The sequence below is a fragment of the Promicromonospora citrea genome (genome assembly GCF_013004695.1).
GTDB classification, from domain to species: Bacteria; Actinomycetota; Actinomycetes; order Actinomycetales; family Cellulomonadaceae; genus Promicromonospora; species Promicromonospora citrea.
On record NZ_JABEMG010000002.1, the window covers coordinates 91,182 to 109,719 of the forward strand.

Annotated in this window: 16 protein-coding genes; 9 read left to right on the forward strand and 7 right to left on the reverse strand. The window is 73.3% G+C overall.

Annotation, left to right across the window (positions count from 1 at the left end; genetic code table 11):
• Positions 1 to 2: 2 nt before the first annotated feature.
• Entirely contained in the window at positions 3 to 770 is a 768-nt protein-coding gene (locus tag HLB15_RS00990; protein WP_171102783.1) for a class I SAM-dependent methyltransferase, read from the reverse strand.
• Between the two features lie 176 nt (positions 771 to 946).
• Between HLB15_RS00990 and HLB15_RS00995 the strand changes: the two genes are divergently transcribed.
• From HLB15_RS00995 to HLB15_RS01015, 5 genes are all read left to right on the forward strand, one after another.
• A complete protein-coding gene (locus HLB15_RS00995) occupies positions 947 to 1,903 on the forward strand; it encodes a cation diffusion facilitator family transporter (RefSeq protein WP_171102785.1) in 957 nt (318 codons plus the stop codon).
• Positions 1,900 to 2,853, forward strand: a complete 954-nt coding sequence (locus tag HLB15_RS01000; protein WP_171102788.1) for a helix-turn-helix transcriptional regulator — start codon at positions 1,900 to 1,902, stop codon at positions 2,851 to 2,853. Before HLB15_RS00995 ends, HLB15_RS01000 begins: the two co-directional genes overlap by 4 nt.
• Before the next feature lie 93 nt (positions 2,854 to 2,946).
• Positions 2,947 to 3,741, forward strand: coding sequence for an amino acid ABC transporter substrate-binding protein (locus HLB15_RS01005; protein ID WP_171102790.1), 795 nt, complete (start codon positions 2,947 to 2,949; stop codon positions 3,739 to 3,741).
• A gap of 9 nt (positions 3,742 to 3,750) precedes the next feature.
• Positions 3,751 to 4,410, forward strand: coding sequence for an amino acid ABC transporter permease (locus HLB15_RS01010; protein WP_171102792.1), 660 nt, complete (start codon positions 3,751 to 3,753; stop codon positions 4,408 to 4,410).
• Positions 4,397 to 5,218, forward strand: coding sequence for an amino acid ABC transporter ATP-binding protein (locus HLB15_RS01015; RefSeq protein ID WP_171102795.1), 822 nt, complete (start codon positions 4,397 to 4,399; stop codon positions 5,216 to 5,218). The genes HLB15_RS01010 and HLB15_RS01015 overlap by 14 nt, the downstream gene beginning before the upstream one ends.
• Before the next feature lie 9 nt (positions 5,219 to 5,227).
• On the opposite strand, the gene HLB15_RS01020 is transcribed toward HLB15_RS01015, so the two are convergent.
• Positions 5,228 to 6,421 (reverse strand): MFS transporter, encoded by a 1,194-nt coding sequence (locus HLB15_RS01020; protein ID WP_171102797.1) that lies wholly within the window; start codon positions 6,419 to 6,421, stop codon positions 5,228 to 5,230.
• A gap of 60 nt (positions 6,422 to 6,481) precedes the next feature.
• Between HLB15_RS01020 and HLB15_RS01025 the strand changes: the two genes are divergently transcribed.
• On the forward strand, positions 6,482 to 6,796 hold the full coding sequence (locus HLB15_RS01025) for an ArsR/SmtB family transcription factor (protein ID WP_171102799.1): 315 nt from the start codon (positions 6,482 to 6,484) through the stop codon (positions 6,794 to 6,796).
• Between the two features lie 152 nt (positions 6,797 to 6,948).
• On the opposite strand, the gene HLB15_RS01030 is transcribed toward HLB15_RS01025, so the two are convergent.
• Together HLB15_RS01030 and HLB15_RS01035 are read right to left on the reverse strand one after the other, a co-directional pair.
• A complete protein-coding gene (locus tag HLB15_RS01030) occupies positions 6,949 to 7,929 on the reverse strand; it encodes a Gfo/Idh/MocA family protein (RefSeq protein WP_171102801.1) in 981 nt (326 codons plus the stop codon).
• 85 nt (positions 7,930 to 8,014) lie between these two features.
• Positions 8,015 to 10,315: an immune inhibitor A domain-containing protein gene (locus HLB15_RS01035; RefSeq protein ID WP_171102803.1), complete on the reverse strand. Its 2,301-nt coding sequence runs from the start codon at positions 10,313 to 10,315 to the stop codon at positions 8,015 to 8,017.
• A 253-nt stretch (positions 10,316 to 10,568) separates the two neighbouring features.
• On the opposite strand from HLB15_RS01035, the gene HLB15_RS01040 reads away from it, so the two are divergent.
• Positions 10,569 to 11,795: an MFS transporter gene (locus HLB15_RS01040; RefSeq protein WP_171102805.1), complete on the forward strand. Its 1,227-nt coding sequence runs from the start codon at positions 10,569 to 10,571 to the stop codon at positions 11,793 to 11,795.
• Here the strand turns inward: HLB15_RS01040 and HLB15_RS01045 are convergent.
• Positions 11,776 to 12,321: a septum formation family protein gene (locus HLB15_RS01045; RefSeq protein ID WP_171102807.1), complete on the reverse strand. Its 546-nt coding sequence runs from the start codon at positions 12,319 to 12,321 to the stop codon at positions 11,776 to 11,778. The genes HLB15_RS01040 and HLB15_RS01045 overlap by 20 nt on opposite strands.
• A 189-nt stretch (positions 12,322 to 12,510) precedes the next feature.
• Between HLB15_RS01045 and HLB15_RS01050 the strand changes: the two genes are divergently transcribed.
• Together HLB15_RS01050 and HLB15_RS01055 are read left to right on the forward strand one after the other, a co-directional pair.
• Positions 12,511 to 13,776, forward strand: coding sequence for an endonuclease/exonuclease/phosphatase family protein (locus tag HLB15_RS01050; protein WP_171102809.1), 1,266 nt, complete (start codon positions 12,511 to 12,513; stop codon positions 13,774 to 13,776).
• A gap of 93 nt (positions 13,777 to 13,869) precedes the next feature.
• Positions 13,870 to 16,050 carry a S9 family peptidase gene (locus HLB15_RS01055; RefSeq protein ID WP_229785612.1) on the forward strand — a complete coding sequence of 727 codons (2,181 nt, stop codon included), beginning with the start codon at positions 13,870 to 13,872 and terminating at the stop codon, positions 16,048 to 16,050.
• Between the two features lie 45 nt (positions 16,051 to 16,095).
• On the opposite strand, the gene HLB15_RS01060 is transcribed toward HLB15_RS01055, so the two are convergent.
• Both HLB15_RS01060 and HLB15_RS01065 read right to left on the reverse strand, forming a co-directional pair.
• Positions 16,096 to 17,391: a glycoside hydrolase family 3 N-terminal domain-containing protein gene (locus tag HLB15_RS01060; protein WP_171102811.1), complete on the reverse strand. Its 1,296-nt coding sequence runs from the start codon at positions 17,389 to 17,391 to the stop codon at positions 16,096 to 16,098.
• Between the two features lie 25 nt (positions 17,392 to 17,416).
• Positions 17,417 to 18,511: a threonine aldolase family protein gene (locus HLB15_RS01065; RefSeq protein WP_171102813.1), complete on the reverse strand. Its 1,095-nt coding sequence runs from the start codon at positions 18,509 to 18,511 to the stop codon at positions 17,417 to 17,419.
• Between the last annotated feature and the right edge of the window lie 27 nt (positions 18,512 to 18,538).

Consider the following 18,538-nt stretch of genomic DNA (forward strand, 5'->3'; position numbering starts at 1 on the left):
CGTCAGGCCCGGGTGGCCTGGACGACCGTCAGCGGGCCGAAGCGGTGCTCGATCTGTGCCACCTCCCGGGCGTCGGTGAACCCGGCGTCCGCGAGGAGGCGCAGCACACCGCCCTCCCGGTTCAGCGCGGCGCGGGGATCCGCGGTGGCGGACCGGCCGTGCCGGTGACCCCGGGCGTGGCCGTGCCCGTGCCCACCGGTGCCGTGACCGTGGCCTTCGGCGTGCCCGTGACCGCCCCCGGCGGTGGTCCCGGCACCCGCCTCCCCTCCCGCGCTGCCGAAGTCCGCGATCGTCACGCGCCCGCCGGGCCGCAGCACGCGGAGCGCCTCGCGCCCGAACTGCTCACGGGCCCCGTCGGGCACGTGGTGCAGCGCGAGCGCTGACACGACGTGGTCGAGCGACCCGTCGGGGGCGGGCAGCCGGTCGGCGAAGCCCTGGACCAGCGTGAGCGGGACCCCGCGCCGGGCGGCCTTGCGGGCCGCGACCCGCAGAGCGGCGCCGTCAGGGTCGAGGCCGGTGACCCGGGCCGCCGACTGTGCCCGCAGCACCGCGAGCGACAGGTTCCCGGTGCCGCAGCCGACGTCGAGCACGGACTCCCCCGGGGCGACGTCCGCGAGCGCCGCCGTCCGGTCGTGGATGCGCCGCACGCCGGCGAGCCGGGAGAACAGGTCGTAGAAGGGCAGCAGCCACGGTCTGCCGACACCGGGCAGGAACTCGCGGTCGCGCTCCTCGGCGGTGCGGTGGTCGGTGATGGTCGTGTCGTGGTCCATCGGGTCCCTCCTCCGGTCGGCGGCCTCCCGCCGTGCTCCTCCAGCGTCGGACATCCTTCGGCCTCACGGCCGGACAGATGTCGGTTCCCGTGGCACGATCGTCGGCCGCTGCGGCGCCGGTCCCTGGGCGAACCGGTACGGGCGGAGGTAGCGTCGCCCCGGGGACGGGAGGACGCATGGCGGACGACACGGCGACGAGCACGGCACGGCCCACGGGCTCCGCGCTGACGGTGGTGATCGCGTTCGCGGCGAACTTCGCCGTCGCGGTGGCGAAGACGATGGCCGCGGCGCTGACGGGATCGGCCTCGCTCGTCGCGGAGGCCGCACACTCGTGGGCCGACACGGGCAACGAGGTCTTCCTCCTGGTCGCCGAGCGCAAGGCGGCGCGGGCACCGGACCGGGACCGGCCGCTCGGCTACGGCCGCGAGGCGTACGTCTGGTCGCTGCTGGCGGCGATCGGGCTCTTCGTCGCGGGCGGCGTGGTGTCGGTCTACCACGGCATCCAGGAGTTCGGCCCCGGCGAGGGGTCGACGTCCTACACGGTGGGCTACCTGGTGCTCGCCGTGGCCTTCTGCCTCGAGGGGGCGTCGTTCGTCCAGGCCTTCCGGCGCACCCGGACCGAGGCCCGCGCGCTGGGGCGCGACCTCCTCGACCACGCGCTGGACACGTCCGACCCGACGCTGCGTGCGGTGCTCGCCGAGGACTCGGCGGCGCTGGCCGGGCTCGTCGTCGCCGCGGCGGGGATGGGCCTGCACCAGGCGACCGGCGATGCGCGGTACGACGCCGCCGGGTCGATCCTCGTCGGCCTCCTGCTGTGCGTCGTGGCGCTCGTGCTGTTCGACCGCAACCGGCGGTTCCTCACGGGAGAGGTCGCCGACGAGCGCATCCACGACGCGGTCCGTGCGCGGATCGAGTCGCTGCCCGGCGTCGACCACGTCGGCTACCTGCGGCTGGAGTACGTGGGGCCGCGGCAGCTCCTGCTGGTGGCCAGCATCGACCTGCCGGGCGACGACACGGAGTCGCACGTCGCGGTCCGGCTGCGGGAGCTGGAGCGCCGGCTCGAGCAGGCCCCGCAGATCGTCGACGCCGTCCTCACGCCGGCCGTCCCCACGGACACCGGGGACACGCGGTGACGTCCGCACCCGACCGGCACCCGGGCGGCTTCCGGAACCGGCTGCGCACCGTCCGGCCGGACGGCACGCCGGTGTACCGGCACGCCGCTGCGCCCGGGTCGCCGCCGGTCTGCCTCGGCCGGAACGACCTCGAGGAGGGGCTGCCGCACCAGCCGCCCGGGCAGCCCCACGCGCACGACTTCCTCGTGCTCGTCTACGTGGAGCGAGGCGGCGGCACGGTCGGCATGGGCGGCTCACCCACACCCCTGCGCGACGGCGACGTGCACGCCGTCCCGCCCGGCCGCACCATCGACGTCGGCCGGGCGGCGCTCGACCACGGCCGGTCGTGGAGCGTGTCGTTCACGCCCGACGCCGTCCCGTCGCTCGCGTCCGTGTCGCCGCTGGCCTGGGCGCACCACCCGCTGCTCGCGCTGTTCGCGGCGGAGCCGACGCCGGGCGGCGCGAGCGCGAGGGTGCCGGAGGCCGAGCGCCCGAGCTGGACGGCGTGGCTGACCGAGCTGGCCGACGAGCTGGCGTCGCCCGAGCGGGTCGGGACGCGCGAGGCGGTGGCGGCGCTGCTCACCCGGCTGCTCGTGGGGGCGGCGCGGCTCGCGCCGTCGGCTCCCGCGCCGCTGGACCCGCTGGTCGGCCGGGTCTTCGAGCAGATCGAGGCGACCTACCGGGACCCGGTCTCCGCCGGGGACGTCGCGCGCGCCCTCGGCTACACGCCCGGGCACCTGACGACGGTGGTCCGCGAGCGCACCGACCGCACGCTCCTCGACTGGATCACCGAGCGGCGCATGACCGAGGTGCGCCGGCTCCTGCGTGAGACCGACCTGCCGCTCGGCGTCGTCGCCGCGCGGACCGGCCTGCGCGACGCCACCTACCTGGTCAGACGGTTCAAGGCTCGGTACGGCGTGACGCCGGAGCGGTGGCGGCGGGGCGAGCGTGCCCGAACCGCGAGACGCTGAGACGGCGAGGGTGGGTCCGCCCCGCGCCATCGGCTAGTTTGGGGGCACGCATCGGCACGACCGATGTATGTCGACCCGTCGAACGGAGCATCCATGTCCAGCACCCGCGCCCTTCTCTCGGCCGCAGCGGCCACCGCCGCCCTCCTGGCCCTGACCGGCTGCGGCGGCTCCGGCGAGTCCGGCGGGGCGGGCGACGACCTCGGGCTCTCGGGCGACACCCTCGTCGTGGCGACGGAGGGCACGTACCGCCCGTTCAGCTTCCACGACGAGTCCGGCGAGCTGGTCGGGTACGACGTGGAGGTCGCCGAGGCGGTGGGCGAGAAGCTGGGCGTCGAGGTCGAGTTCCAGGAGACGCAGTGGGACGCGATCTTCGCGGGCCTGGACGCCGGCCGGTTCGACACGATCGCCAACCAGGTGACCATCACCCCGGAGCGCGAGGCCGACTACGTCTTCTCCGCGCCGTACACCGTCTCGACCGGCGTGCTCGTCGTCGCGGCCGACAACGACGAGATCCAGGACTTCGCGGACCTCGACGGCAGGACCACCGCCCAGTCGCTCACGAGCAACTGGAAGGACCTCGCGGAGGAGAACGGCGCGACGGTCGAGGCCGTCGAGGGCTGGGCCCAGGCGGTCGCGCTCCTCGAGCAGGGCCGCGTGGACGCGACGATCAACGACAGCCTCACCTACCTCGACTACGCCACCACCGACGACGCCTCGGGCATCCGGGTCGCGGCGGAGACCGAGGAGCAGTCGGAGGCGGCGTTCGTCGTCACGCCCGACAACGAGGCCCTCGCGGAGGCGATCACCGGGGCCCTCGACGAGCTGCGCGCCGACGGCACTCTCGCCGAGCTGGGCGAGAAGTACTTCGGCGAGGACGTCTCCGAGTAGTCCGCACCCATGGACTGGCAGCTCGTCTCCGAATCCTTCTGGCCGCTCCTGCGCGGCGCCCTCACGGGCACCATGCCGCTCGCTCTCGCGTCGTTCGCGATCGGGCTCGTGCTGGCGCTGTTCGTCGCGCTGCTGCGACTCTCGCCGAACCCGGTGCTGTCGTGGGTGGGGCGCGCCTACATCTCGCTGATCCGCGGCACGCCGTTGCTGGTGCAGCTCTTCATCATCTTCTACGGCCTGCCACAGCTCGGGATCCGCATCGACCCGTGGCCCAGCGCGATCATCGCGTTCTCCCTCAACGTGGGCGGCTACGCGGCCGAGGTGGTGCGGGCGGCCATCCTGTCCGTGCCCAAGGGCCAGTGGGAGGCGGGCTGGACGGTCGGCATGTCACCGGCCCGCACGCTGAGCCGGATCATCCTGCCGCAGGCCGCGCGCGTCTCGGTGCCCCCGCTGTCCAACACGTTCATCTCGCTCGTCAAGGACACGTCGCTCGCGACGCTCATCCTGGTCACCGAGATGTTCCGCGTCGCGCAGCAGATCGCCGCGTTCTCCAACGAGTTCCTGCTGATCTACAGCGAGGCGGCCCTGATCTACTGGATGTTCTGCACCGTGCTCTCGGCGGGACAGAACGTGCTCGAGAAGAGGCTGGACCGCTATGTCGCCCACTGACCGCGCGCCGCTCCTGACCGCCCGCGGCATCGAGAAGTCGTTCGGCGACAACCACGTGCTCCGCGGCGTCGACCTCGACGTGTGCCGGGGCGACGTCGTCGCGCTCATCGGGCCGTCGGGCAGCGGGAAGACGACGGTGCTGCGTTCGCTCAACGGCCTGGAGACCCCGGACGCCGGCGTGCTGGAGCTGGACGGCGGCCCGACCGTCGACTTCGCCGCCCAGGCGGGCGCGACGAGCACGGGCTGGTTCTGGAACCGGACCGCCCGCCGCACCGCCGCCGCGAACCGCGCCGCCCTGCGTGACCGGTCGGCGATGGTGTTCCAGCACCACAACCTGTTCCCGCACCGCACGGTGCTCGAGAACGTCGTCGAGGGGCCCACCCAGGTGCAGCGCGTGCCGCGCGCGGCGGCGGTGGACCGCGCCGAGGAGCTCCTGGCCCGCGTCGGGCTCGCCGAGAAGCGCGACGCCTATCCGCACGAGCTGTCGGGCGGTCAGCAGCAGCGCGTCGGCATCGTCCGGGCGCTCGCCCTGCAGCCGGACCTCCTGCTGTTCGACGAGCCGACGTCGGCCCTGGACCCCGAGCTCGTGGGTGAGGTGCTCACGGTGATGAAGGACCTCGCCGCCGAGGGCTGGACCATGGTCGTGGTGACGCACGAGCTGTCGTTCGCGCGTCAGGTGGCCAACCAGGTGCTGTTCCTCGACGGCGGCGTGGTGGTCGAGCGGGGCGCGCCCGAGCACGTGTTCACGGACCCGGCCGAGGAGCGCACGCGGCGCTTCCTCGACCGGATCCTGCACCCGCTGGACTGACCCGCGGCGTCAGGCCGGCGGAGCCGCCACCCGGCGGCGCACGACGTACCCGAGCGCGAACAGCGCCAGCGCGGCGGCCGCCGCGCCCGCGCCCACCAGGTCGAGCCAGGCCGCGCCGTAGGGCAGCACCGACGCGCCGACGACGGGGGCGAGCGCGATGCCGAGGTACATGGCCGTCGAGTACCAGGACAGGGACACCCCGGCGACGGCGGGGTCGCAGTCGACGAGGCGGTGCTGGATGGGCACGAGGGCCGCGGCGCCGCCCAGGCCCCAGACGCCGAAGAGGGCGGCGGTGCCCACGTAGGAGTCGGTCACGCCGTAGAGTGCGGCGAGCGAGAGAGCCACGAGGCCGAGCGCGACGAGCGCCGTGGGGCGTGCGCCGAGCCGGTCGGTCAGCACTCCCCCAAGCGTGTTGCCGATGACTCCTGCCACGCCGAAGACGAGCAGGAGCGTCGCCAGCGCTGTGCCGCTACCGCCGGTCACCCCCTCGGTGACGGCGGAGCTGAAGATGTAGACCAGGTTGAACGCCGCCGTGAAGAGCAGCGTGGTCAGCAGGGCGAGTCCGATGCGCACGTCACGCAGCACGGCGAACCGGGCGACGAGCCCTGGCACGACACCGGTCGGCACGGTCCGCGTCGCCAGCGCGAGCGCGACGGCGAGCACCGCGGCGAGTCCGGCGAGTGACCCGAGCGCCGCGCGCCAGCTCCCGAGGGACGCGAGTGCGGTGCCGAGCGGAGAGCCGATCGCCGTCGAGAGGATGAAGCCGAACCCGACGACGCCGAGCGCGCGCCCACGCTGCTCGGGCGGCACGAGCGCGGGCGCGGCCGCCATGGCGGCCGGCATGAGCGCCGCACCGCCCAGCGCGGCGACGACGCGGCCCGCGGTGAACAGCGCGAGGTCGCCCGCGAGCGCCGAGAGGGCGATACCGGCCGCGATGAGCGCCATGCCGGTGCCCATGAGGGCGGCGCGCGACGCGCGGGCGAACAGCACGGAGACGATCGGCGCGAGCACCGCCACGACGACGGCGTACCAGGAGATCGAGTAGCTGACGGCCCCGGGCGAGGCACCGATCCCCGCCGCGATCTGCGGCAGGACGCCCGCGATGACGAACGCGTTGGTCCCCACCACGAACAGCGCCGCTGCGATCACCGTGATCCGGAGGTAGGCACCGCGCAGCGGGTATGATTGTTCGATGAACGTCATACCGTCGAGCGTAACCGAACGGTTCGATGGTTGTCGAACTGTCTTGGGGAGGGGTCCGTCGTGAACGAGTACCCGTCTCCCGACATCGCCGACGTCGAGCTGGTCGACGTGCTCCGTGCGCTCGCCGACCCGGTCCGGCTGCAGATCGTCGGCATGCTGGCCGACGGGAAGCCCTACCCCAAGGGCGACTGCCTCATGGGGCTCGACCTGTCGAAGTCGACGGCCTCGCACCACTTCCGCACGCTGCGCGAGGCGGGCCTGACGCGCACGATCGTGCACGGCCGCACCCACGACATCCAGCTCCGCCGCGACGAGCTCGACGAGAAGTTCCCGGGCCTGCTGCCGTCGGTCCTCGGCTCGGCCCCACCGACCTGACGCTGCGGGGCTGCCGGCCGGTTGCCGGCACGCCCGCTGAGATCTGGTGCTCCCGGTGAGATCTGGTGGTGCGCGACCAGATCTCACCGGAAACACCAGATCTCGGCAGCACCACCACACCCAGGCGCCAGATCTCAGCGGCGCCTACCGCGTCACTCGCCCGGGTAGCGGAGGCCGATCTGGGCGCGGATCTCGTCCAGCGTCGCCATGATCGCGACCGTCTCCGCGCGCGGCAGCAGGGGGCTGTCGAGCTCGCCGGCGGCGACCAGGCGCTCGGCCTCCGCGGCCTGGAAGTGCATGCCGCGACCGGTCACCTCGGCGGTGAACGTGTCGGTCTCGGTGCCCGCGGCGTCGAAGACGTGGACGACGGCCGGGTTGTACCAGGTCGCGTCGATCTCGATGCGACCCTCCGTACCCAGGATCGAGGCGCGGTTGGGCCCGCGGGTGTCGGACGCCGAGACGGTCGTGGCGACCCGCCCATCGTCGTACCCGAAGATCGTGGCAATCGTCGCGTCGGCGCCGGTCTCCTTGAACGTCGCGTGCGACCGGATGCTGGTCGGCTTCCCGAACAGGTCCCACGCGAACGAGACCGGGTAGATCCCGAGGTCGAGCAGCGACCCGCCGCCCAGCTCGAGGGCGTTGATGCGGTGCGCGGGGTCGTCGGGCAGGTCCTGGGTGTGATCGACCATGAGGGTGCGGACCTCACCGAGCGCACCCGAGGCGATGATCTCGCGCACCCGCGCCATGTGCGGCAGGAACCGGGTCCACATGGCCTCGAGCGCCACGAGGCCCTTGGCCTCCGCGAGCTCGGTGACCTCGCGCGCCTCGGCGGCGTTGAGCGTGAACGGCTTCTCGACCAGCACGTGCTTGCCCGCCTCGAGCACGAGCCTCGCGGCCTGCGCGTGCATCGGGTGCGGCGTGGCGACGTAGACGATGTCGACCTCGGGGTCGTTCGCCAGGTCCTCGTAGGAGCCGTGCGCCGTCGGGATGCCGAACCGGTCGGCGAAGGCCTGGGCCTTGTCCAGGGAGCGCGAGCCCACGGCCTGCACGGTGAAGCCGTTGTCGTTGAGGTCGGAGGTGAAGGCGCCGGCGATCCCGCCGGCCGCGAGGATGCCCCATCGCAGGTGTGTCATGCGTCGGAGCGTAGTGCGTCCCGTCCGGAGACGGCTGTGGCGCAGCCTCTCGCGAGACCGCGCCACAGCGTGCGTCCGACCGGGGTCAGTTGACCTGGATCGTCATGTGACCCTTCTTGTCCTGCGTGAGCACCTTGATCGTGGTGCCGGTGCCGCCGACCTTGACCGAGTGGCCGGGGTTGGCCGGGTCGTAGTAGGCGTTCGGGTCAGTGTCGTCGAACGTCGTGACGGCCTTCTGCTTGCCCACCTTCAGCGTGGTGAGCGAGCCCGCCTCCACCTCGCGGTGCAGCGAGATCGGGTCCGTCTTGTCGCGGCCGAAGGTCGCGTCGAAGGACTGGATGCGGTTGCGGGCGATCGTGCCGTCCGACCACTTCAGGGCCTTCGCCCGCGCGTCGACCGGCAGCGCCTGGCCGCCGCCCGGGTGCTGCGACGTGTTGTTGTCACCGAACCGGCTGTTCACGTACCAGACCAGCAGGCCGTCCTGGTACGGGTAGTGCTCCACCTTGTCACTGTTGGAGAAGGTCCAGCCGAAGTTGTACGGGCCGGTGCGCAGCGTCTGGTCGTAGCCGCCGTACACGCGGTTCTCCGCGACGTAGTAGTGCTCGTAGGTGACCTCGTAGGTGCCGTCGGCGCCCACGGTGACGAAGCCGTCGGCCGTCCAGTCGGTGTCCGTGAAGTCCTCGGTCAGCGCGTCGCCGACGGCGACGTCGTCGACCAGGATGCCGGTCTCGTTGGCACCGCCGTCGCTCGCGTAGCGGAAGCGGACCTGCGCGGTCTCGCCCGCGTAGGAGCCGAGGTCGGCCGTGAGGTCGATCCAGGCGCCGCCCGAGTCACCCGTGATGCCGCCGCCCGGGTTGGTGCCGTTCGGGTCCTCGTCGGTCGAGAGGTTGTTCGGCAGCGCGGCCCAGGTGGAGCCGCCGTCCGTCGAGATCTCGGCGAACGCGTAGTCGAAGTCGTCCTCGATCGCGTACTGGACCTTCGCGGTGAGCGACGCACCGTCGGGGACCGTGAACGACGGCGAGGTGATCGTGTTGTTCAGGTTGTTGCCCGTGCTCGAGTAGACGAACTCGCCGTCGTACGCCGCGATGCCCAGGTCCTCGGTCGCCACGCCGTCCGGCAGGGTGACGACGGCGGCCTGCGCGCTGGTGGTGGCGTGGAACGACGGGCCGAGCTTGACGCGCTCGCGCTCGCCGGGCTCCACCGTCTCGTAGTCCAGCCAGCCGAGGAACAGCTTCTCGGTGGCACCCATGTGGTTCGGCGTGGTGCCGATGGTGCCCGTGCCGTGGCCCATCCACGAGCCGGAGCTCATGAGGTTCCAGAACCCGGTGCCGTTCTCGCCGCCCGCGGTGTCGTAGTAGTCGGGCAGGCCGAGGTCGTGGCCGAACTCGTGCGCGAACACGCCGAGGCCGCCGTTCTCCGGCTCCGTGGTGTAGTCACGGATCCAGATGTCGGAGTCACCGATCTTGATCCCGCCGAGCTTCTCGAAGTCGGCCGGGCCGTCACTGCCGAGACCGCCCTGGTTGACCGCCCAGCGGTGCGACCAGATGGCCTCCTCGGGCGCGCCGGCCTCCTCGCCCTCGCCGGCGTGGATCGCCTGGAAGTGGTCGATGTAGCCGTCGGGCTCGGCGGTGATGCCGTCGCCGTCGACGTCGTAGCGGTCCCACACGTCGAACGACTGCAGGTACGCCTCGATCTCCTCGGCGCTCTTGCCCGCGGCGACCTGCTGCTCGTACCAGGCGTTCGCCGTGTCCTGGATGAACCGCGTCATGTCGGCGCCGGACTCGGTGGTGCCGTACGACGCGGTGCTGTAGGGCACGGTCACCCAGTCGGACACGTCGCCCTGCAGGTCGAACCGGCCCGACGACATCTCGTCGTAGACGCCGGCGAACGACTCGCCGCCCTGGTCCTCCAGGCCGGTGAAGAACATCTCCTGGAAGTGCTCGCGGGAGAAGTCCGGCTCCCAGTACGTGGAGTTGTCGCTCCGGCGCGGCTCCGGGATCTGGTTGTGCACCGGGCCGGCGGACGCGTCGGGGTAGCGCTCGTCGACCTCGTCGCCGAAGTCCACGAGGATGCTGAAGAGCTGAGCCGTCTCCTCGACGCCGTACTCCACGTACTCGCGCGGGGAGATCTCGACGACCTTCGACTTGTGCTTGCCCTTGCCACGGGTCTCGACCTTGGCCTTGCCGGTGGCGACCATCTCCACCGCGCGCTGGCGCTTCTCGTTCCGCTTCTCGGCGAGCGGGTCGGGCCGGTTGTCCTCCTTGGCCGGAGCGGCCTGCTGCGGCACGTCCTCGACGGGCGGTGCTGCGGAAGCGGTGATCGGTACGACGGCAGCGGAGAGCAGCAGGGCTGCTCCCGCACCGACGGCACAGATACGTGGGTTCATTTCTTCCTCCGTGGAGAGAGCCGCGTCCGGGACGGGGAGGTGCTGCATGTACGGGTCCCGAACCTGCTGGACACCTTTGTCCACGCAGGAGGAAACCAGGGAAATATTACGACAATGTTGCCTAGGACACAGATGCGGTCACCCGGCGTGCACGGGCACGCGTGCACCGAATCGGTTCGACGCCGCGTACCGTTGCAGGGCACCCGCCCCGTCTGACCACTGCTTTCACCCGGAACCGAGCCCTGGAGAGCGCATGACCCCGAACCGGCCCGCCGCCGCGGAGTTCGCCGCCGCCCCGGTGGACCCCCGGCGCGCCGTCGTCGCGCTGGTCGCGCTCTCGGTGAGCGCCTTCACCTTCGTCACCGCCGAGAACCTGCCGGGCGGCCTGCTGACGCTCATCGCCCCCGACCTCGGCCGGACCACCTCGGAGGTCGGGCTGCTCGTCACGGCGTACGCCGTCGTCGTCGTGCTGGCGTCCCTGCCGCTCACCCGGCTCACGCGGCGCTTCCCCCGGCGGTGGGTGCTCGCCGCGACGACGGCGGTGTGCGCCGCCGGCTCGCTGTGGTCGGCCCTGGCCGTCGGTTACGCCGACCTCATGGCCGCCCGCATGGTCACGGCGCTCGGCCAGGCCCTGTTCTGGTCCATCGTCACGCCGGCCACCGCGAGCCTGTTCGCGCCCGCCGTGCGCGGCCGGATGATCGCCCGCCTCGCTGTCGGCAACTCCCTCGCGCCGCTGCTCGGCGTGCCGCTCGGCACCTGGGTGGGTCAGCAGGCGGGCTGGCGCACGGCGTTCCTGCTGTTCTCCGCGGTCAGCCTGGTCGCGTGCGTCACGATGGCCGTCGCGATGCCCCACGTGGACGCCGAGCAGAGCGGCACCGCGCGCGGCACCCACCCGGACCTGCGCCGGTTCGTCATGCTCCTGCTCGTCACCGTGCTGCTCGTGACCGGCGGGTTCACCATGATCACGTTCGTCACGCAGTTCCTGCTGGAGACCGCGGGCTTCCCCGACCGCTGGCTCAGCGGTCTGCTGCTCGTCCAGGGCACCGCGGGCCTCGTCGGCACCCTGCTCATCGGCCAGGTGCTCGACAAGCAGCCGTGGCACACCGTCGTCGTCGCGCTCTCGGCTCTGACCGGCGCGCTCGTGCTGCTGGGCACGCTCGGCCACGTCCCCGCCGTCGCCCTGGCCGGCCTCGCGCTGTTCGGCCTCGCGTTCAGCGCCGTGCCGCCCGCCCTGTCGTTCCTGTCGCTGCGGGTCGCGCCCGGCGCCACCGAGTCGGCGACGGCGATCTCGAGCTCGGTGTTCAACATCGGGATCGGCGGCGGCGCCGCGCTGGGCGCCCTCGTGGTCGCGACGACCGGCATCCACGCCGTGCCCCTCGTCGGGGCGGCGTTCGTGCTGGCGGCGCTCGTCGTCCTCGGCCTGGACCTGTGGACGACGAGGCGCGCCCGCACGACGAGGACTACTTCGCGGCGCCCTTGAGGGTGCCCGTCACCGGCTCCTCCGCGCTGACGATGCACTGGAGGGTGCGGTCGTCGAGCATGTCCCAGGTCTGCTGCGTCGGGTAGAAGCCGGTGTAGCCGTACACCGACTCGTCGTAGGAGATGCCGACGAACTTCTCGAACTCGCCGTAGCACCACTCGTCGAACTTCGTGGCGATGCCCTCGTCGCCGGGGTACTCGTCGGTGTCCATGACCAGCTCGGCGAACACCTCGCCCGTGTGGGGCTCGTCGCACGGCACCACAGGCACGGTCTCGACCTCGTACTCCTCGCCCGCGGACGCGTCGCCGTAGCCGGCCATCGCCTCGAGGTCGATGCAGTCTCCCTTGAGGATCTCGAACGCGTCCGCCTCGGCCGCGGCGGTGATCTCGCCGCCGGGCTCGTCGCGCGGGGCGTCGCCGCTCGACGTCAGCTCCTCGAGCAGGCCGCAGCCGGACAGCAGGGTCAGCGAGACGGCGGCGGCGGACACCGCCGCGAGCAGGCGGGCGGGGCGGGCAGTACGGTTCATCAGCTCTTCCTCGACGGGGACCCGCGGCGGACGGCGCGGGACGGCGCTGGGCCGCCCCGGAAACCTACCGCCGGTCGGGCCCCTGAGCGGGCCGTTCATCCCGAATTCACCCCGCCGGGCCGGGTCAGGGCCTACGCTCGCTCACGCGCGCACCGGCGCGCGGCACGACGACCCGACGAAGGAGCAGCCATGCGAGCCAGCACCCCCTGGCGCCTGACGAGCGCCGCCGCGACAGCGGCCCTGCTCGCCGGCACCGTGGTCGCGGCGGGCGCGGTCCCGGCCGGCGCGAGCGCGCGCCCCGGGCACCCGGGCCAGCCCGCGCACCGCGACCTGCGCGTCGCCACGTACAACCTCTCGCTCAACCGCGCCGCGGAGGGCGAGCTGCTCGCCGACCTGGCCACGGGCGACGACGCCCAGGCCGCGACGGTCGCCGAGGTGATCCAGCACGCCGACCCCGACGTCGTGCTCCTCAACGAGTTCGACTACTCCGGCGACGCCGACCCGTACGCCGCGGCCGACCTGTTCCGCGAGAACTACCTCGAGGTGCCCCAGGGCACCGGCCGGCCCGTCGAGTACCGGTACGCGTTCGTCGCGCCGGTGAACACGGGTGTGCCCAGCGGGTTCGACCTCGACAACGACGGCACGGTCGGCGGGGGCGACGACGCGCTCGGTTTCGGCACGTTCCCCGGCCAGTACGGCATGCTCGTGCTGTCGAAGTACCCGATCGAGCGGCGCCAGGTGCGCACGTTCCAGCACTTCCGCTGGCAGGACATGCCCGGAGCCCTGCTGCCGGACGACCCGGCCACCCCCGCCCCGGCCGACTGGTACTCCGCCGAGGAGCTCGCCGTGCTGCCGCTGTCGAGCAAGTCTCACTGGGACGTGCCGGTGCGCGTGGGCCGCGAGACGGTGCACGTGCTGGCCGCGCACCCGACCCCGCCGTCGTTCGACGGCGCGGAGGACCGCAACGGCCTGCGCAACCACGACGAGATCCGGTTCTGGGCCGACTACGTACGCGGCGGCCGCCACGCCCGCTACGTGTCGGACGACGAGGGCCGCCGCGGCGGGCTGCGCCCCGGCTCGTCGTTCGTGATCGTCGGCGACTACAACGCCGACCCGCTCGACGGCGACTCCGCGGACGCCGCGATCGACCAGCTCCTGCGCCACCCCCGGATCGCCGACCCGCAGGCCTCGTCGGCTGGTGCGGCCGAGGCCGCGGCGCTGCAGGGCGGGGCGAACGCCGACCACCGCGGCGACCCGGCGCTCGACACCGCCGACTTCGCGGACACCACGCCGGGCAACCTGCGCGTCGACTACGTGCTGCCCTCGCGCGACCTGCGGGTCCGTGGCGCCGGCGTGTTCTGGCCGGCCGCCGTCGACCCGCTGTCCCGCCTCACCGGCGTCTTCCCCTTCCCGAGCAGCGACCACCGGCTCACCTGGACCGACCTCCGTCTCTGACCGTCCGCCGAGTGCGGGATCCTCGCCCTCCGCGCACCGCGAAAAGGGCGACGACCCCGCACCCGGCGAGGGCCGCGCCGATAGGCTGACGCGGTGTCCGATGCACTGATCTCGTCCGGGGCCGACGCACCGCCCGTGACCCCCCGCCGCCCCACCGAACGCACCTTCCACGGCGACACGTTCGTCGACGACTACGAGTGGCTCCGCGCCAAGGACGACCCCGAGGTCGTCGCACACCTCGAGGCGCAGAACGCCTGGACCCTGCGGCAGCAGGAGCACCTCGCACCGCTGCGGCAGACGCTCTTCGACGAGATCAAGGGCCGCACCCAGGAGACCGACCTGTCCGTCCCGTCGCGCGACGGCGACTGGTGGTACTACGCCCGCACCGTCGAGGGGAAGCAGTACCCGATCCACGCGCGCTACCCCGCCGCCGGGCCGGACGACTGGACGCCGCGCGTCCTCGAGCCCGGCGTGCCGGTGCCGGGCGAGCAGGTGCTGCTCGACCAGAACGTCGAGGCCGAGGGGCACGACTTCTTCGCCCTCGGCTCGCTCGACGTGACCGACGACGGGACGCTCCTGCTGTACGCGACCGACACGGCGGGTGACGAGCGCTACACGCTGCGCGTGCGCGACCTGGCCACGGGCGAGGACCTGCCCGACGTCGTGGAGCAGACCGCGCCCGGCGCCCTGTTCGCGCCCGACGGCGAGCACGTCTTCTACCTGACCCTCGACGAGGCCTGGCGCCCGTGGCGCGTCTGGCGGCACCGGCTCGGCACCCCGGGGTCCGACGACGTCGTGGTGTTCGAGGAGCCGGACGAGCGCTACTGGGTGGGCGTGGGCCTGTCGCGGTCGAAGAAGTACCTGCAGATCGAGCTCGGCTCGAAGGTGACCAGCGAGTCCTGGTTGCTGGAGGCGGACGACCCGACCGGCGAGTTCCGCGTCGTGTGGCCCCGCCGCGAGGGCGTCGAGTACTCGGTCGAGCACGCCGTGCTGCCCGGCGCGTCGGGCCCGGAGGACCGCCTGCTCATCCTGCACAACCACGACGCGCTCGACTTCGAGCTCGTCAGCTCGCCGGTCCCCGCGCCGGGCGGGAGCGTCGACCCGGCCGCGGCCGAGGTCGTCGTACCGCACGACCCGGCGGTCCGGCTCGAGGGCGTGGGCGCGAGCGCGCGCTACATCGTGCTCCACTACCGCCGCGCGGCGATCTCGCGCTCCGCCGTGCTCCAGCTCCCCGCGAGCGGCCCGGTCACCTGGGACTTCGAGGAGCTCTCCTTCGGCCGGCCGCTCGAGTCGGTCGGCGCGGGCGTCGGCACGTGGGAGCAGCCCAACCTCAAGGTCGGCTACACCTCGTTCGTCACACCGCAGTCGCTCTACCTGCACGACGTCGCGTCCGGCGAGCGGACGCTGCTCAAGCAGCAGCCGGTGCTCGGCGGCTACGACGCCGACGACTACGACCAGCGCAGGGAGTGGGCGACGGCCGAGGACGGCACGCGCGTGCCGATCTCGCTGGTGTGGCGCAAGGACACGGTCGACCTCACGGACGGCTCGCCCGCCGCACCCAGGCCGCTCCTGCTCTACGGGTACGGCGCCTACGAGCACTCGATCGACCCGTACTTCTCGATCGGCCGGCTGAGCCTGCTGGACCGGGGCGTCGTGTTCGCGATCGCGCACGTGCGCGGCGGCGGCGAGATGGGCCGCGCGTGGTACGACGCCGGCAAGCTCGCCGCCAAGCGCACCACGTTCACCGACTTCGTGGCGTGCGGCAGGCACCTGGTCGACGCCGGCTGGACCGCGGCCGACCGCCTCGTGGCCGACGGCGGCAGCGCGGGCGGCCTCCTCGTGGGCGCCGCCGTCAACCTGGCGCCCGAGCTGTTCGCGGGCGTGCTGGCCGGCGTGCCCTTCGTGGACGCGCTGACGTCGATGCTCGACCCGTCGCTGCCGCTCACCGTCACCGAGTGGGACGAGTGGGGCGACCCGCTGCACGACCCGGACGTCTACGCCACCATGCGCTCGTACTCGCCGTACGAGAACGTGCCGGACGACGCGTCGCACTACCCGCGGATCCTCGCCACCACCAGCTTCAACGACACCCGCGTGCTGTACGTCGAGCCCGCCAAGTGGGTCGCCCGCCTGCAGGCCGCGGGCGCGCCCGCGATGCTGAAGATCGAGATGTCGGCCGGGCACGGCGGCGTCTCGGGGCGCTACGCCGCGTGGGAGCAGATCGCGTTCGAGCACGCCTGGGTGCTGGACGTGCTGGGCCTGGCCGACCGCTGACCCCCCGGGTCCGTGCGCGGAGCGCTCCGCGCACGGACCCGCGTGTCAGAGTCCGGCCTTCGCGGCGACGACGCGCGCGGCCGCGGCGTCCACCTTCGCCGCGAACGCGTCGTCGTCGCGCGCCGCCGCGACGAGCGCCGCGACCATGTCGCCCGCGACGGCGGGCTTCGCCGACGCGAGCACGAGGTCCACGCCCGCGTCGACCGCGCGGACGGCGCGCTGCCCGGCGGGGATGCCCGTGACCTGCACGGCGGCCGACAGGTCGTCGGAGATGATCACGCCGTCGAACCCGAGCTCGCGCACGAGGCCGACCGCCGTCGGGCTGAACACCGCCGGCGCGTCCGGGTCGATGCGCGTGTACACGGCCGACGACATCATGACGAGCCCGGTGCCCGCCTCGATGCCCGACCGGAAGACACCGACCGACGGCGCGTCGGGCCCCGTCTCCGTGTCGGTGACCCCCGCGGTCGTGTCGGTGTTGGCGGTCACGCGGCCCAGCCCCGGGAAGTGCTTGATCGACGTCTGCACCCCCGCGGCCCGCTGCCCCGCGGCGAACGCGTTGGCGTGCGCCGTGACCGAGTCGGGCGTGAAGCCGTAGCTGCGCCCGAAGGCGCCGATCGGCGCGTTGGCCGCCGCGGACCCGGCCGGCACGAGGTCCATCACCGGCGACAGGTTGAGGTTCACGCCCGCCGCCGCGAGCTCCTGCCCCCAGGTCGTCGCCCGGGCACGCAGCTCCGCGGGGTCGAGCCTGGCCTGGTCGACGGCGCTCGGGATGTCGCTGAACCCCTGGCCGCGCAGCACCTGCACCTGCCCGCCCTCCTGGTCGGTCGCGACGAACAGCGGCTCGCGCTCCTGCGCCGCCGCGTCCACGGCGGCATCCACGAGGTTCTTCACCGGCTGCCGACCGGCCTGCGTGCGGCCGTGCAGGAAGACGCCGCCGATGTGGTCGTCCCGGACCATGTCGAAGGTCGGCTGGAACGGGCCCTTCACCGGGAGGCCGACCATGACGAGCTGACCGACCTTCTCCTCGAGGCTCCACCCGGCGACGAGGGAGAGGTCGGGCTCCCCGGGTGCCGGCGCCTCGTTCGGCGGGGCGGCCGTCTCCGTCGGGGTCGGCGACGGGCGGCCGGGGTTGGTCGGCGACGGGTCGGCGGACGGCGACGGGGAGGCGACGGACGGCGACGGGGAACCGCTCGGCCTGCCGGTGGACTGCGCACCTGACTGCGCGGGCCCCGGAGCCGCCGTCGGGTCGGGCTCGGCGGGCTGCCCGGCGCAGCCGGTGACCAGCGCCGTCGCGAGAACCGCTGCGGCCACGAGGCCGAGCGGACGATGTCGTGTCATGACCCCCAGTCTCACCCCGCCGCGATCAGAGCGACGACACCAGGGCCGCGACGAACGCGTCGACGTCCGCGTCCGTGGTGTCCCACGCGCACATCCAGCGGACCTCGACCCGGTCGGCCGTCTCCCCCGGGGCCCAGTCGTAGAACCGCACGTGCGCCCGCAGGCGCTCGGCGGCGGTGCGCGGCAGCGTGGCGAACACCACGTTCGCCTCGGTGGGCCGTACCAGCCGGACCGCACCGTCGCCCGCGAGCCCCGCGGCCTCGATCGCCGCACGCAGGCGCGCCGCCGTCGCGTTGGAGCGTTCCGCGTTGCGCAGCCACAGGGGCGCGTTCTCCCCGGCGCCCGCTGTCGGCGTCCCGGGCTCCCCGAGCAGCGCGAGGAGCTGCGCCGAGACGTACCGGGTCTTGGAGGCGAGCTGCATCGTCGCCTTGCGCAGGTACGGGACGGCCGCGGCGGGCCCCGCGGGGTCGTCGTCGGCCAGGACGACCACCGCCTCCCCCAGCATGCCGCCGTTCTTCGCGGCCCCGAGGGAGAGGACGTCCACGCCGACGTCGGCGGTGAGCTCGCGCAGCCCGACGCCGAGCGCCGCCGCCGCGTTGGCGAGCCGCGAGCCGTCGACGTGCACGCGCAGGCCGGCGGCGTGCGCGGCGTCGGCCAGGAGCTTGAGGTCCGCCGGCGAGTAGACGGTGCCGAGCTCGGTGGACTGCGTGAGACTGAGCACCGCGGGCTGCGCGCGGTGCACGTCGCCGAGGTCGCCGGCGTACCGGTCCACGGCGTCGGGCCCGATGCGGCCGTGCGTGCTCGGCACGGCGAGGATCTTGAGGCCGCCCACGCGCTCGGGCGCCCCGTTCTCGTCGGTGTGGGCGTGCGCGACGTCGCTCGCGATCACGCCGCCCCACCGCGGCGTGACGGCCATGAGGCTGACGACGTTCGCCCCCGTGCCGGTGAGCACCGGGAAGATGCGGGCGCGCTCGCCGAACACCTCGGCGGCGCGCTCCTGGAGCCGGGCGGAGACGGGGTCGGCGCCGTAGGAGACGGCCGGGCCGTCGTTCGCCGCCGCGACGGCGGCGAGGACCTCGGGGTGGACGGGGGCGTAGTTGTCGGAAGCGAGCTGCAGCACGCCTCGATTCTCCTCCTGGCTCGCCCC

Excerpts from the sequence above, each read along its gene's own strand:
- HLB15_RS00990 (WP_171102783.1), bottom strand. The coding sequence starts at position 770 with ATGGACCACGACACGACCATCACCGACCACCGCACCGCCGAGGAGCGC.
- HLB15_RS00995 (WP_171102785.1), top strand. The coding sequence starts at position 947 with ATGGCGGACGACACGGCGACGAGCACGGCACGGCCCACGGGCTCCGCG.
- HLB15_RS01005 (WP_171102790.1), top strand. The coding sequence starts at position 2,947 with ATGTCCAGCACCCGCGCCCTTCTCTCGGCCGCAGCGGCCACCGCCGCC.
- HLB15_RS01010 (WP_171102792.1), top strand. The coding sequence starts at position 3,751 with ATGGACTGGCAGCTCGTCTCCGAATCCTTCTGGCCGCTCCTGCGCGGC.
- HLB15_RS01015 (WP_171102795.1), top strand. The coding sequence starts at position 4,397 with ATGTCGCCCACTGACCGCGCGCCGCTCCTGACCGCCCGCGGCATCGAG.
- HLB15_RS01020 (WP_171102797.1), bottom strand. The coding sequence starts at position 6,421 with ATGACGTTCATCGAACAATCATACCCGCTGCGCGGTGCCTACCTCCGG.
- HLB15_RS01030 (WP_171102801.1), bottom strand. The coding sequence starts at position 7,929 with ATGACACACCTGCGATGGGGCATCCTCGCGGCCGGCGGGATCGCCGGC.
- HLB15_RS01035 (WP_171102803.1), bottom strand. The coding sequence starts at position 10,315 with ATGAACCCACGTATCTGTGCCGTCGGTGCGGGAGCAGCCCTGCTGCTC.
- HLB15_RS01040 (WP_171102805.1), top strand. The coding sequence starts at position 10,569 with ATGACCCCGAACCGGCCCGCCGCCGCGGAGTTCGCCGCCGCCCCGGTG.
- HLB15_RS01045 (WP_171102807.1), bottom strand. The coding sequence starts at position 12,321 with ATGAACCGTACTGCCCGCCCCGCCCGCCTGCTCGCGGCGGTGTCCGCC.
- HLB15_RS01050 (WP_171102809.1), top strand. The coding sequence starts at position 12,511 with ATGCGAGCCAGCACCCCCTGGCGCCTGACGAGCGCCGCCGCGACAGCG.
- HLB15_RS01060 (WP_171102811.1), bottom strand. The coding sequence starts at position 17,391 with ATGACACGACATCGTCCGCTCGGCCTCGTGGCCGCAGCGGTTCTCGCG.